The following is a 14,731-nucleotide window of genomic DNA, read 5'->3' as shown; positions in this document are numbered from 1 at the left end:
GGAATAGCTCACGCCGGTGGCCCGGGCGCAGACCGGACTCGTGCCCGTGATGGTGCCCGCCGCCGAGGGCAGCGGGTCGATGGTCGCCACGTGGGTTGCCGTCTTGGGGCCGTTGCACCCTGCCGCACTTGCTGTGATGGTAGCCGTCCCGAAGAAGCCCGCCACGTAGGTCACCGCCCCAGTCGAGGCGTCGATGGTATTGCCGGCGTTGGCCGGCGAGGAAACTAGGCTATAAGTGATGCTCGTCGAGTTCGCGGCCGCGGCCGTGTAGGTCACAGTACCAGCACCCTGGCAGCGCGTGCTCGTGGCCCCCGACGCAAACACCGGCGCGCCTACCGGTAGGCTATAAAAGCTAGTGCTTGTTGCGGCGCTTCCCCCACTATTATTACCTGCGAAAGTGGCCCGAAAATCATAGGAGTTCTGTACTGTTCCTGATATAAATGTTAACTTAGAATCTATCTTATTACCAGGATTTACGGTATTGGTAATTGTATATCCATTGGTGCCATTCGTGATTGGGGCCCACGAGCTTCCTGCATTGTATTCCCAAGTAACTCCGTCTGTTCCACTAGCGGAAGCGTTAAGATTTACAGTTGATCCTGCACAAACGCTGGTCTTAGGAGACAAAGAAGTAGTTATGCTTGCATTGCCATCTGTAAACTTATTTTGGGCAGTAAGACCGGAGGTTAATCCTGTCGCTGCAAGGGTAAATGATTCCCCTAAGTGAATGGGCTGAATAACAAACTGGTTGTTATAAATATACCCCTTACTATCAGCAGTGGCATACAACACAGTATTGCCATGGGAAACGGTAGAGTGGTCTATTTCTAACTTAACCTGCTCCCCCACTTGCCACCCATTTCCTTCTATAATGACTACATCACCAGGCAAATAGTCTGGTTTATCAGTATAAACAGTCGTCGCACTTGTGGCTGTAGTGCCTGTTTGAGCATATGCTGCTCCCAGGGAAGCAAACAAGCTCAGCAGCAGGAACAGCAAGAACCCGTAGGCCTTGAAGTATCTCCCGCTTGGTGTGGGGGGTAAGGTTATATTCATAAACGTGGTGGGGGTGGGTTTACAAACGGGTTTACAATTATTAATTAAGTTCAATTTTCTACGGAAGACCTTTCCAGCGAAGAAGAGAATTAACTGGGCAGGACAGTTTTGCGGTTTGTACAAAACGGATTCAAATTTAGTAAGGACTTTTTCAATAAAAAAAGGTGATTTAGATAATAATTAAAGATTTTTCACAGTATATTCTTGGACAAATGCGAAATGATGAGCTTAAAAAATATCAAATATCTGTTTTTAGCACTTTAAAGCCATTAATTTGCAATAAGCTTAATAGTATCGATTTGCGATATTTTTTATGGGATAGACATTATTATTTGGGAATAAAGTATTCATTACCCTATTCATCAGATAAAAATCCCTAATACAAGCATTTATAAGGGGCTTATAACCTGAAGCACAAACCCTGAGGGCTGCCGTCGGTAGACATAGGCGTCATTTATCGTGTCCAAAACTGGCCTGCTCAACTATTCATTGCTAGCTCTTGGTCTCAAGCCATCATTCGGCTCGCTCAGTCAAGAATTTGACTCTCCTGTTTTTACGTAACCAGGCAAAGTTCAATTCTCTTGAATTATATCATCTTGAGACATATCTAAGAGCTGAACACTACATATACTGTAATACGCTGCCCTTCAACCAGCTCAATTGCCAGCCCAATAAACTCGGCCGACTACGGCTGCCCTTCCGGTTGTAGAGAATAAGCAGGAAGAACCTCAAGGCTTAGGCGTTGAATTGGCACCGAGCTTACTGCCACGCCCCCTCAGCGGCCTAAGCTTTGGACAGTGCCGCAAAGACTACCGGCTTTGGATATCAAACTAATACATAGCCCGTCATTTGCCAGCCTGAAAGTCAAGTTTAACAGGCAATTAGTTGAATTGAACGAACTCTTCTTTGTAGTAACCTTCAATGAAATCTAGCTTGTACTACCAAACCGTATGGTTCCAGATTATTGAGCCGGTTCTTTTTATTGCGTAGCGCTTTTTGCTGCTGCAGGATAAATGGGAAAGCCGATATGTATACGCTAACATCTCTGCTTCCCAGCTTCATGGCCCCACCCGCTAAGCTTACCTGCCTGCTCGTCGACGACAATGAGATGAACCGGCTGACCCTGGAACACCTTATTGAGCTAACCCCCGAGCTGGAACTGGTGGCCTCGTTTGCTAATGCGGTGGATTGCCTGGCGTTCTTCCGCGATGGCGGACGGGTCGACGTAGCATTTTTGGATATTGAGATGCCCCTGCTTTCGGGGCTGGACCTGGTGCGCATCCTGCCTACTCCCCAGCCCGATATTATCCTCGTTACCTCACACCGCGACTTTGCCCTCAATGCCTTTGAGCTGAACGTGACCGATTACGTGGTGAAGCCCGTAGAATTTCCTCGGTTTCTGCAGGCCGTGGAGCGCGTGCTGAAGCGCCGCCAAGTGCCGGCCAGCCAGCCAGAGTCCACCCCGGTGCCAGCCCCGGCCAATGAGCAGCACCTGTTTGTGAAGGTGAATAAGAAGATGGTGCGGGTGAATTATGACGAGCTGTTGTTCATCGAAGCCATGTCCGATTATTCGGTGCTGGTGCTGGACAAGCAAAAGCTCATTGTATACAGTACCCTCAAGAGCCTGGAGGAGCGTTTGCCAGAGTCCTTTTTTGCCCGCGTGCACCGCTCCTATATCGTCAACACCCGGCGCATTGACGTGGTAGAAGACCACACGCTGGTCTTCGGTAAGCATGAGGTACCGGTCAGCAAATCGTACCAGGAAGCCTTTTATCGCCGGCTTCGGGGAATATAAAATTGAGCTGGATGCGCTCACCTCACCCCCGGCCCCTCTCCTTGGGAGAGGGGAGCAACGGCGACACGGTCCTGTCATTGCGAGCGCAGCGCGGCAATGCTTCCTCTCATGTGCGATGAGCCTCGAGTTGTGACAAACCCAAATCAAAAAGCCCCGGCACTGCGCAGAGCCGGGGCTTTTCACATTAGTATGCTGGTCGCTGAGACCAGGACGGATTGCCACGGCCTATGGCCTCGCAATGACATTCAGGCACCCCTCTCTATTGGAGATGGGCCGGGTGTGAGGTGCCTTGAAGTGCATAAGGCCTCCCCACCCCTACTAAGCCGGCAACTCCGCAGGCAAGGCGGCCAATGCCCGGTTCACGGAGGCCACTAGTTGGGTTACCAGGGCGGTTCGCTCGGCGGTGGCCTGGCCGGGGTGGGGTGCTTTTTCCAGAATGGCTACCACACTCGCTACACCCACTACTCCCAGCGCGGCCAGATTGGGCTTGACGTGGTGCGTGAGTTCGGCTACCTTGCCCCACTGCCCGGCCGATGCGGCATCCTGCATCTGGTGCATGCTGGCCGGCGTATTGGCCAGGAAAGAGCGGATGATTTTGGTTACAAATGCTTCGCGGCCGTGGGCCATGGCCCGCAGCTTGGTGAGGTCGTAGGGGAGCGTGGTGCGCGGCGCGGTGCGCAAGGCATTCAGCTTGTGGTAGAGCGCTTCCTCCTCGAAAGGCTTGGCCAGGCAATCGTTCATGCCGGCGGCGCGGTACCGCTCGTTGTCTTCCCGGAACGCGTTGGCGGTAAGCGCCAGGATGGGCACCTGCGCCCGCAGAGGGTCGGGCAGCTGGCGCACGGCCCGGGTTACTTCCACCCCGCTCAGCCCAGGCATCTGTATATCCATCAGCACCACGTCGTACACGTGGTCGGTGAGTAGGCGCAGGCCTTTTTCGCCGTCTACGGCTTCTTCCAGGATAACGCCCCACTCCTCGAGCATAAAGCGGGCTACTTCGCGGTTGATTTCGTTGTCTTCCACCAGCAGCACCCGGAGGCCCGCCAAGGCGCCGGTGTTAAATTGTTCGGAGCCAGTGGTGGGCACTACGGGCGCCTCGGCTTTGGGCAGCGTGAGGGTGAAGGCAAATGTGCTGCCCTGCCCCGGCGCGCTGCGCAGCGAAAGCGTGCCGCCCAGCTGCTCCACCAGCGCCCGGCTGATGCTCAGGCCCAGACCGGTGCCCCCAAACTGCCGGGTGGTATCGGCGTAGGCCTGCGTGAAGCCTTCGAAGATGCGCGCCTGCTTATCGGGCTCAATGCCGATGCCCGTGTCGGTCACGCTGAATTCTACGGTGAGGTGGGTGCTGGTTTCGGACAGCTGCCGGCCCACCACGTGGATGCTGCCGTGGGCCGTGAACTTAATGGCGTTGGCCACCAGGTTAATCAGAATCTGGTTGAGCCGGTACGGGTCGCTCACCACCCACGGGTAGGTACAGCTTTCGCGCAACAGCGTACCGGTAAAGGCCAGACCCTTGTCCTGGGCCTCTAGCACAAGGGGCTGCACGGCCTGGTTCATAGAATCGCAGAGGTTGAACTCCACTTGCTCGAAGTCGAGCTTGCCCGAGGTGATTTTGGCCATGTCGAGCACGTCGTTGATTACGCTGAGCAAGTGCTGCCCCGAAGAGCGAATCAGGCGCAGAAACTCCTGCTGGCGTGGGTCGAGCGCCGTCTTGCCGAGCTGGCCGGCCATGCCCAGAATGCCGTTGAGCGGCGTGCGGATTTCGTGGCTCATGTTGGCCAGGAAATTTTCCTTGGCTAGCGCGGCCGACTCGGCCGCTTCCTTGGCACGTTTCATCTCGCGCTCGGCGGCGATGCGCTCGGTAATGTCGTGCGCATGGGAAATGACGTAGGGCGCCTGCCCCGGCTCGCTCACCATGTAGTTGCGGTACAATAAGTAGCGCGGCTCCTGGCTGCCGCGCGGGCACACGCGCTGCACCCCCGATGCTTCGTGCGCCGTTGCAATCTGCTCCAGATAGGCGGCAAAGGCGGCCCGGTCTTCGGCCGTCATTACGTCGGCCACGTTGCCGCCGATGATGCTTTCCATAGGCATGTTCAACAGCTCGCTCAGGGCGGGGTTGGCCGTAAGCACGGTGCCGTCGAGGGCGTGCGTGCATATCAGCGCCTGCGCGTAGTTCATCAGGTCGCGGTACTGCTTTTCGCTGCGCTCCAGGGTTTGCTGGGCTTGCTTGAGGGCGGTGATGTCGGTGCTCACACCCAGCACGTGCACGCTGCCATCGGGCCGGGGCAAGGGCCGCTTCACGGTTTGGAAAATGCGCGTGGTGCCGTCGAGCCGCGTAATCGATTCTTCGGCCGTGAGCTCGCGCCCACTGCGGATAACTATCTGGTCGTTAATCGCAAATTGAGCTACTTCCTGGGCTTCCACGCTGCCGGGCTCGAGGGCTTCGCCGGTCAGGTGCCGCGAGCTTTCGCGCACCGCCTGCATGGCATGGTTCTCAAACAGAATCTGCTGGGACGCGTCGCGCACGTAAATGATGCTCGGGCTGGTATCGAGGATGCTTTGGGTGAACTCCTGCTGCTCGCGCAGCTGCCGGCGCGTCAGCTCCTGCGCCGTAATGTCGAGGCCGTAGCCGATAACCAGGTTCACCGCTTCGCCGGCTTCGGGCACGGGCTGTAGCCGGCGCATCACGTAGCGCGGCTCCGCGGCCTCGCCCAGGGATTCGACCCATTCGTGGTGCTGGCGGCTTTCGAGCACTTTTACCAGGTGGGTGCTCCGCTGCTGGGCCATAGCGGCCGGGTGCCCGCGGCGGGCGTTGTACTCGTCGTTGGTACGGCCCAGCATCCACTGCCGCAGCTCGGCATCGGGCACGGCCGCTGGGTTCACAAACTGGTAGCGGTACTGGTGGTCGACCACGAATACCTCGGCGGGCAGCTCGTTGAGGATGGTTTCGTAGAACCGCTGCTGTTCTTGCAGCTGCTGCTCGGCCCGGACGCGGGCCGTAGTTTCAAATAAGTACAGGTTGATGTAGCCCTCGGCGACAAACGGCTCGGCGTGTACGCTGAACCAGCGGTGGCCGAGGGCTCCCTCCTCTTTATAAGGAGTACCCTGGGCCAGGGCCCGCGCCACCAGGGCCCGAAGCGCCCGTTGCCCGCTTAGGCGCTCGGCGGGCGCCAGCCCGTGGTCCAGTTGCCGGGCGGCGTCGTTGGCATAGAGCTGGCGGCCCGAGGCAGCGAGGCGCAGCACCGGGTACGGGTTCTGCTGCGGAATGCGGGCAACGGCTTCCAGCTCGGCCAGGAGCTGGTGGCGCTGGATGGCATCGGTTACGTCGGTGAGGCACAGCAGCTGCCGGGCTGACCGGCCGGCGGTGGCGGAATTGGGCTGGGTGGTGCTGGCCACCACTCGCCCGGAGCGCAGGGTTAACATTTCGCCGCCTTCGTGGGGCACGCGGGCCAGTACCTGGGGCTGCACATGGCCCAGCAATTCAGCCATGGCCCGGCCCTGCCACCCGGCGGGGGCATCGGGCAGATTGTATAAGGCAAAGAAGGGTTGATTGAGGACTTTAATGCTCCCATCGGCATCAAACAGCACCACGCCTTCCGGCAGTAAGTCAAGCAAAAGGCTGAATTGCTGGGCTTCCGCTTCGCCTGCGGCAGGGAAGCGGGCCAGGGCCTCTAGTAAGGCGGCGTGGCGCTGTTGAGCCTGAGCGAAGGCCGCGTCAAGGGAAGCCGACGCGGGAAGGGAAGTTGTAGAAGGCATAATGAAGGGCAACTGCAATATCTGGCCCGGTCTTGCTTCTCCCACGCGGTACCCGCTCAATGCATCCATATCCTGTCCCAAGTGCAGGATTTGCTAGCCCAACCAACGGTTTGCAACGGCCAACTGCAAGCAGGTCATTTCGGCTGCCTGTACGCGCCATTGCAACGGCGGATTTGCCCACTCACCGGCACAAATTGGCACTTAACCGAGAGCGAATATCCCACGGCAATGTGCAAACATACATTTGTATCGTTCAAACAAAGCAACCAACATCACCACCATGCGCTCTTTTACTGTCCTCGCCGCCTCTTTTCTGTCTTGCCTTTTAACCCTGACTGCCACCACCTCGCACGCTCAAATCACCTTTGCCAGCAACCGCAGCTTTGTGTCGACCAACACGCGGGGTAACAGCACCACCACGCCAACGCCGACCACCGAACCCACGAAAATGATGACGCTGGTGGGCAAAATCACCAACCCGGCCGGCGTGCTGCCCGGCGCCGTGGTTATCCTGACGGGCACCAAGCAAATGGCCGTGACCAATGCCGAAGGCGAATTCGAGTTCAACGTGCCGGCCAATGCGGGCCCCCTCGCCGCCCGGGTCACCTACGCCGGCTACGCCGACGAGCCCATGACCCTGAACGCCGCAGCTTCCAGCTCAACCGTGAACCTGGCCAATGCGACGGTCATCGTAGTGTCGCGCAAGCAGCAGCTCAAGGCTTACCTCAAAACCGCCCGCAAGCAAGTGAAGCGCAGCCTTAAGCAGATTCGCAAATAAGCAGCCTTCGCCTTCCTTAAGTATTTGAAAAGCCTTGGCCCTCTCCGGCCGAGGCTTTTTTGGCTCAACGGGTGCCCACGTGGCCGCGCCGGGTTGGTAAAAGGGCCGTTGTGCTACATTCGCTCAACCATGGCCGCTGGGGCCGGCGCGGGTAGTCATTATCTTGTTTGAAGCGTTACCATGAAAAAGCTTTCCATCTTTTGCCTGCTGGGTATTGGGCTGCTGGCGGCCCGTCCGGCGCTGCCGCCCGCCCCAATTAAGGGGCTGAAATCCATTAAAGCGCAGGCCTTGCGGGAGCTGCAGGCTCAGTACACCGACTACAAACAGGTGGCGCTGCGCATTTGGGGCTTTGCCGAGGTGGGGTACAAAGAAACCCAAAGCTCAGCCTTGCTGCAGAAGACCTTGCGCGACAATGGCTTCGAGGTGAAAGCCGGGGTGGCCGACATTCCCACGGCCTTCGTGGCAACGTACGGCAGCGGCCAACCGGTTATCGGCGTTCTGGCCGAGTTTGATGCCTTGCCCGGGTTGTCGCAGCAGGCCGTGGCCGAGAAAAAGCCCGTGGCGGGCCTGGATGCGGGACACGGCTGCGGGCACAACCTGTTTGGCACGGCCAGCGTGGCCGCGGGCATTGAGATTAAGAAGCTGCTACAGGAAGGCAAGCTGCGGGGCACCATTAAGGTGTATGGCACGCCCGCCGAAGAGGGCGGCAGCGGCAAAGTGTACATGGTGCGGGCCGGGCTGTTCAACGGTGTGGATGCCGTGGTGCACTGGCACCCGGGCAACGAGAACCGGGCCATGATGAACAACTACCTGGCCAACACCTCGGCCAAGTTCCGCTTTCACGGCGTGGCCTCGCACGCGGCCATGTCGCCGGAGCGGGGCCGCAGCGCGCTCGATGCCGTGGAAGCCATGGACCACATGGTGAACATGATGCGCGAACACGTGCCGCAGGAAACGCGCATTCACTACGTCATTACCAACGGCGGCAAAGCGCCCAACGTGGTGCCCGATTATGCCGAAGTGTACTACTACGTGCGGCACCCCAACCGGGAAAACGTGAAAGACATCTTTGCCCGCGTGGTGAAAGCCGCCGAAGGGGCCGCGCTGGGCACCGGCACCACCATGGACTACGAACTCATTGGCGGCACGCACGACCTGCTGCTCAACGAAACCCTGGCCCGCGCCCTGCAAGCCAATCTGGAGCAGGTGGGCGGCGTGCGCTACAGCCCCGAGGAGCTGGCGTTTGGCAAGCAAATCCAGGCCTCGCTGGGTTTTGCCGTACCGGCCGTGGAAACGGCCGGCGGCGTGTCGCCCTTCACCACCCGCGACGGCGGTGGCAGCACCGACGTGGGCGACGTGAGCTACGTGGTGCCCACCGTGGGCCTGGAGGCCGCCACCTGGATTCCGGGCACGCCCGCCCACAGCTGGCAGGCAGTGGCCTGCAGCGGCCTCGAAGTGGGCACCAAGGGCATGATGGTGGCTGCCAAAACCATGACGCTGACTGCCATCGACCTTTTTGGCGACCCGGCGTTGCTTGCGAAGGCCAAAACCGAGTTCAAGCATGACGTGGGCACGTATGTATACAAGCCCTTGCTGGGCGACCGCAAACCGGCGCTCAATTACCGGGATTAGGCCCTAAGCTCGGCAGTAAGAGGTACCTTTAGGCCATGAATGCGCCCCACCAGCTGCTGCGTTGCGGCCTGCTCCTGCTGGCTTTAGCCGGCGCCGCAGCTTGCGACTCGGCGGAGCCAGCGCCACAGGACGGCTTGGCCGAACACCTGGCCCTAGGCAACCCCAGTGGGGCCACCACTGATGCTGGCTTTCCGAATAACTACCTGCTGGTGAAGCCCCAATACGTGGTGGGCTACAACCGCGACCAGGGCAAGCCCAACTGGGTGAGCTGGCACCTGGATGCCACTTGGCTCGGCAGCGCCGCGCGGCAGGACGACTTCCGACCCGATGCCGACCTGCCCGCCGGCTGGTACCAGGCCACGGCCAGCAGCTACAGCGGCTCGGGCTTCGACCGGGGCCACAACTGCCCCTCGGCCGACCGCACGCGAACGGCAGCCGACAACTCGGCCACGTTCCTCATGACCAACATGATGCCGCAGGCGCCACGCCTCAACCAGCAGACCTGGGCCAGCCTGGAAGAGTACTGCCGCACCTTGGTGGGCCAGGGCAAAGAACTCTACATTATAGCTGGCAGCTACGGCCGCGGCGGTACCGGCGCCAATGGCTACGCCACCACCCTCGACCAAGGCCGCATCACCGTGCCCGCCCACTGCTGGAAGGTGGTCGTCGTGCTCACGAGCGGGACCAACGACGCCAGCCGGGTAACCAGTGCCACGCGGGTAATCGCCGTCGACATCCCCAACGACAATGGCCTGAATGCCAGCTGGGCCCAGTACCGAACCAAGGTAGACGCCATTGAAGCTACCACGGGCCTGGATGTTCTTTCGACCGTGGCTCCCGCCGTCCAGAAAGCTATTGAAGCCCGAGTGGATACCGGCCCGACAAATTGAGCTGATTCCGGCTGCGCGCTGCTTGATGGCAGGTTCTCAGGGCGCTTCAGAAACTCAAGTGTAAACCTAATTGGGCATAGTTCTTCAGGACGTGCCGCCTATCCACTAACAACGGCATGCCGAGCGCAGCGAAGCATCTTTACCTCAATCCTAACCGCCTGTCATGCAGAGCGCAGCGAAGCATCTTATCAGGCTAGCACGACTCGTTCAACGGTGATAAGATGCTTCGCTGCGCTCTGCATGACAAGAGGCGCGAGCGAGATGCTTCGCTCCGCTCTGCATGACAGTTTTTCTATATGACGGCAGCTCTCTATTCAGGCTTCTTATCAGCCTTTAGAAAAGCTTGCGCAGGGCCCAGAGGCTCCAGCAGATGACCATCAGGCCAACGCCCAGAAACATCCAGCGGGTAGGGATGCGCCCGGCCAGCCGGGCGGCAATTGGGGCCGCCGCCACGCCGCCGACAATCAGGCCGGCCACTATCTGCCAGTGCGAGATGCCGATGAGCGTGAAGAAGGTGAATGCGCTGGCGAAAGTCACAAAGAACTCGACCAGGCTCACCGTGCCGATGACGTATTGAGGCGTGCGGCCCGTAGCAATGAGCGTGCTGGTTACCAGCGGCCCCCAGCCGCCCCCGCCGAAGGAATCGAGGAAGCCGCCGGCCCCGGCCAGCCAGCCGGCGTGCTTCACTTTGCGCCGCTTTTGCTGATGCGTGCGCAGCGCCTTGCTCAGGATGCGAATGCCCAATATCAGCAGATAGACGGCCAACAGCGGCTTCACCCAATTGGCATACTGCTCGCCGAAATGAGCAAGCACCAGTGCCCCGCTAATTGAGCCGGCCACGCCGGGCAGCAGCAAGACCCGAAACAGGCGCTTGTTGACATTGCCAAACCGGTAGTGCTGGTAACCCGAGGCCCCGCTGGCAAATACTTCGGCCGTATGGATGCTGGCGCTCACCGCCACCGGGTTCAGCCCCAAGGACATCAGGCTGATGGCCGACACCACCCCGTAGCCCATCCCCAACAAGCCGTCAATTAACTGAGCTGCGAAGCCGACGGCCACGAACATATAAAACGTGCCGGAGCCCTTGAGCAGCGCCACTACCTGCGCCAGCGTGACGTAGTAAGACGCAATGTTGATGAGAATAAACAGGGCAAACGTGACCAGCGCGCCCGTGGCGATGCGCCGCCAGTAGGCCGTGGCCGGCGACTCGTAGGCCGGACCATAGGCTAGCTCGGCCGTGGCGGCGTTCAGCGCCTTGATTCTGCTGGCGAAATCGCCGGTGAGCCGGGTTCGAATGACGGTCATGTGCTGCAGCAGCGAGTGTAGCTCGCCAGGCAGGGCTTCTTCCAGCACGCCGCGCAGGCGCTTGGCTACGGTGGGCAGCATGCCGTTGGTGGAGATGGCCACTTTCAAATCGCCCTTCTGCACCACCGAGGCCATGTAGAAGTCACAGGCATCCGGCGCGTTAGCTACGTTGGTGAGCAGGTGGCGGGCGGCGGCCGCTGCTTTGATGCGGTGGTTAAGTTCGTCGTCGTCGGTGGCCACGAACAAGAAATCCTGGTCCTCCAAGTCATCGTCTTGATACGCCCGGATGTGGAGCTGCACCCGCGGATGCTGGCCCACCAAGGCCTGCAGCGCGGGCAGGGGCTCTGGCGCTACCACCGTCACGGCCGTTTCGGGGCTGTTGTGCAGAATGGCCGTGAGCTTTTCGAGGGCCACCTTGCCGCCGCCCACCAGCAGCACCCGAAATTTCTCCAGCCGCAGGAACACCGGAAACAGCGCATTGGCCGTAGTCGGGGAAGCATGGGGCGATTTCGGGTTGGTCACAACGGGAGCGGGAGGGCAGTATGGGTCAAGGGGGCTAAAAGGTACGGCGTTGGGCTGGCTTGGCAGCCGCATCCGGCCGAAAGGGAGCCTTTCGGCTGAGCCAAATTATACCCATAGGAAACCATCCATTAATGGCTGTCAAAATCCAGCTCAACTTCGCCGCCCACGGGGTAGCCGGTGCAGGTCAGGACCAGGCCACGGGCCAGCTCGCGGTCGGTCAGCACTTCGTTGGCGGCCATCCACACGCGCCCTTGGGTGCAGCGCACGGCGCAGTTGCCGCACTGGCCCACCTCGCAGCTGTAGGGCAGGTGCAGGCCCTGGCGCTTGGCCGCCTGCAAAATGGTGTCGGGGTACTGCACGAGTAGTTCGTGGAGCTGGCCGCGCGCCCGCACCCGCACGCGGTGCGGCGCGGTATCGGGCGGCAGCACCGGGGCCCGCACATCGGCCCCGGTGTAGAACAGCTCCCGGCGGATGTGGCTGAGCGGCAGGCCGGCCTCGTGCAAGCCGTAGGTGCCCATGCGCATGTAGTTCAGCGGTCCGCAGAGGTACGCCAAGGTGCGGTCGGGCACAAGCGCAGCGTGCTCCTTCACCAGGGATTCGAGCAGCTCTTTGTGGAGGTGGGCACGGTACAGCAAGGGGTCGTCGCTGTAAAATAGCTCAAGATGCAGCTGCCTGGGGAATCGTTGAGCTAAGTCCTCCAGCTCCACCAGAAACAGGGTTTCGGCCGCCGAGCGGTTGCTATAAAACAGCAGCACCCGCAGGTGAGGGTGGGCATGAAGCGCGGTTTTGAGCAGCGAGAAAATCGGCGTGATGCCGCTGCCGGCCGCCAGCAGAATGAGCTGGTCGTAGTCGTCTGGGTTAGCCGGCAGGGTAAAGAAGCCGCCCACGCCGCTGGTGTGCACCTGGTCGCCCACCTGGATTTGGTCGACGAGCCAGCGCGAGAACAAGCCGTTGTCGACCCGCTTCACCGTGATGGCCGGCGGCTCGTGCAGCACCGGCGTGGAGTTGAACGAGTACGACCGGCGCACTTCGCCTCCATACTGCGGGTGCACCAGGGTTAGGTACTGGCCGGGCTCGTAGCGCAGGGATTCGCCGGGCTGGGGCGCCAGCACTAGCGTCCGGGCCCGGGGCGTGGGCGAGTGCACCTCGCGCACAGTCAGCACCTGATAGATATCCTGCATGAATAGGTGGGACAGCAATCCCTTAAATAAAATTATTTCAAGAAATTATTGATATAAAATTCGGGCAACAGCCCCACTTAAAATCTCAGTAACAAAAAAATAACACCTCTGTGGGAACGAGCTCAGCCCAGCTTTGGGCAGCTTGCTTACGACGCAAAAGTAGCCGGGGTTCGGTGCCAAATGCCCGGTTTAGGCGGAGGAAAACTTACTTTTTAAGCACAAGATTAGGGCATAAAAAAACGCCTTCCGATAGCGTAAACCCAGCTGTGCTGGCGCAGGACGGACTTGCTATTGTTGAAATTGAATATTTATACAATCCCGTTGTTTTATAGATACAAAACCAGCTTCCATACAATGCCGTATGCGCTTCGTTTTATACCTAATAAAGCTTTATGGCTGTATTAGAACGTTTTGCCCCTTCGGAACTTGTTGACACACATTTTTACTTTTCGGTGCATGCCCAAATTTTTACACGTTTCGTTTCGCTCCTTTTTTCTGCTTTGGAGCCTGTCATTTCAGGTCGTTTACGCCGCCCGGCCCGCCGCCCGGCCGGCCCCGGCCGCCCTCACGCAGGAGACGTTTGACACCGGCACCAAAACCGACTATTCCGCCGGTACGGTGGCCCTCGCCACCGGCAACTGGGTGCTGACCGATGCGGTGCTCGGCAACGCCCCCGAAGACCACCGCAACGGCGCCCAGGCCGTGCGGCTGCAGCAGAGTGGCAAGCTCACAATGGACTTTTTCCTGCCGAGCGGGGCCGGTTCCGTCACTGTGCAGCACGCTATCTACGGCACCGATGCCAGCAGCAGCTGGGAGCTGTGGGCCCAGGCGGCCTCCTGCAACTGCAACAAGTGGACGAAGGTGGGCAACACCGTGTTTACTACCACCGGCGCCCTGACGGCCGTGTCCTTTACCGTTAACATCGCGGGCAACGTCAAGTTTGAGATTCGCAAGACCTCCGGCGGCCCGGCCCGGCTCAACATCGACGACGTGGCCGTGACGGACTTCGGCGGCGCCCAGCAGTCGGTCGATAACGACAACCTGGCCCTGGGCAACCCCAGCGGTGCCACCACCGACATCAGCTACCCCAATAATTACCTGCTGGTGAAGCCCCAGTATACGGTGGGCTACAACCGAGACCAGGGCAAGCCCAACTGGGTGAGCTGGCACCTCGACATCTCGGACCGCGGCTCGGCCGACCGGCAAGATGACTTCCGCAACGATACGTCCCTGCCCGATGGCTGGTATCAGGTGCTAAGCACCAGCTACGTAGGTACCGGCTTCGACCGCGGCCACAACTGCCCTTCGGCCGACCGCACCTCAACCCTTGAAAACAACTCGGCCACGTTCTTCATGACCAACATGATGCCGCAGGCCCCCAACAACAACCAGCAAACCTGGGGTGACTTGGAGGGCTATACCCGCACGCTGGTGGGCCAGGGCAATGAGGTGTACGTCATCTGCGGCAGCTACGGCATCGGGGGCACCGGCAGCAACGGCGGCGTCACCAACACCATCGACAACGGCCGCATCACCGTGCCCAACCGCACCTGGAAGGTGATTGTCGTGCTGCCCGTGGGCGACAACGACGTGTCGCGGATTTCGGCGGCCACCCGTATCATCGCCGTGGACTTGCCCAACACCAACACCATCGACCAGAACTGGGGCACCTACCGCACTACGGTCGACGCCATTGAGGCCGCGACGGGCTACGACCTGCTCTCGAAACTGCCCGTGAACGTGCAAGCGGCCATCGAGTCAACGGTTGACGGCGGCCCGGTGCAGTAAGCACCCGTCGTACCAGCCTCCAGTCTTAGTATCC

At 59.8% G+C, this 14,731-nt stretch carries 9 protein-coding genes; 5 read left to right on the top strand and 4 right to left on the bottom strand.

Going from position 1 to position 14,731, the window contains the following annotated elements:
- Positions 1 to 276: hypothetical protein (locus LJ738_RS20300; RefSeq protein WP_227788181.1), on the bottom strand; the 276-nt coding region annotated here is incomplete at its 3' end.
- A 1,840-nt stretch (positions 277 to 2,116) separates the two neighbouring features.
- Between LJ738_RS20300 and LJ738_RS20295 the strand changes: the two genes are divergently transcribed.
- Positions 2,117 to 2,851, top strand: coding sequence for a LytR/AlgR family response regulator transcription factor (locus LJ738_RS20295; protein ID WP_227788180.1), 735 nt, complete (start codon positions 2,117 to 2,119; stop codon positions 2,849 to 2,851).
- A gap of 318 nt (positions 2,852 to 3,169) precedes the next feature.
- Here LJ738_RS20295 and LJ738_RS20290 read toward each other — a convergent pair whose 3' ends face one another.
- Positions 3,170 to 6,601 (bottom strand): PAS domain-containing protein, encoded by a 3,432-nt coding sequence (locus LJ738_RS20290; RefSeq protein WP_227788179.1) that lies wholly within the window; start codon positions 6,599 to 6,601, stop codon positions 3,170 to 3,172.
- Positions 6,602 to 6,881: 280 nt separating this feature from the next.
- Between LJ738_RS20290 and LJ738_RS20285 the strand changes: the two genes are divergently transcribed.
- The 3 genes from LJ738_RS20285 to LJ738_RS20275 all read left to right on the top strand — a co-directional run bounded on the left by LJ738_RS20285 (position 6,882) and on the right by LJ738_RS20275 (position 9,901).
- Positions 6,882 to 7,379 carry a carboxypeptidase-like regulatory domain-containing protein gene (locus LJ738_RS20285; protein WP_227788178.1) on the top strand — a complete coding sequence of 166 codons (498 nt, stop codon included), beginning with the start codon at positions 6,882 to 6,884 and terminating at the stop codon, positions 7,377 to 7,379.
- Positions 7,380 to 7,559: 180 nt separating this feature from the next.
- Positions 7,560 to 9,011, top strand: coding sequence for an amidohydrolase (locus LJ738_RS20280; RefSeq protein WP_227788177.1), 1,452 nt, complete (start codon positions 7,560 to 7,562; stop codon positions 9,009 to 9,011).
- A 35-nt stretch (positions 9,012 to 9,046) separates the two neighbouring features.
- Positions 9,047 to 9,901 (top strand): DNA/RNA non-specific endonuclease, encoded by an 855-nt coding sequence (locus LJ738_RS20275; protein ID WP_227788176.1) that lies wholly within the window; start codon positions 9,047 to 9,049, stop codon positions 9,899 to 9,901.
- Between the two features lie 333 nt (positions 9,902 to 10,234).
- Here LJ738_RS20275 and LJ738_RS20270 read toward each other — a convergent pair whose 3' ends face one another.
- A complete protein-coding gene (locus tag LJ738_RS20270; protein ID WP_227788175.1) occupies positions 10,235 to 11,728 on the bottom strand; it encodes a TSUP family transporter in 1,494 nt (497 codons plus the stop codon).
- A gap of 128 nt (positions 11,729 to 11,856) precedes the next feature.
- Positions 11,857 to 12,927, bottom strand: coding sequence for a ferredoxin--NADP reductase (locus LJ738_RS20265; protein WP_227788174.1), 1,071 nt, complete (start codon positions 12,925 to 12,927; stop codon positions 11,857 to 11,859).
- 438 nt (positions 12,928 to 13,365) lie between these two features.
- Here LJ738_RS20265 and LJ738_RS20260 point away from each other — a divergent pair, with 438 nt between their 5' ends.
- On the top strand, positions 13,366 to 14,697 hold the full coding sequence (locus LJ738_RS20260) for a DNA/RNA non-specific endonuclease (RefSeq protein ID WP_227788173.1): 1,332 nt from the start codon (positions 13,366 to 13,368) through the stop codon (positions 14,695 to 14,697).
- Positions 14,698 to 14,731: the final 34 nt, after the last annotated feature.

It is taken from the genome of Hymenobacter plasmatis, from assembly GCF_020711255.1.
Classification (GTDB): domain Bacteria; phylum Bacteroidota; class Bacteroidia; order Cytophagales; family Hymenobacteraceae; genus Hymenobacter.
Note: the sequence above shows the minus strand (reverse complement) of the source record. Positions and strands in the feature narration are given on the sequence as shown.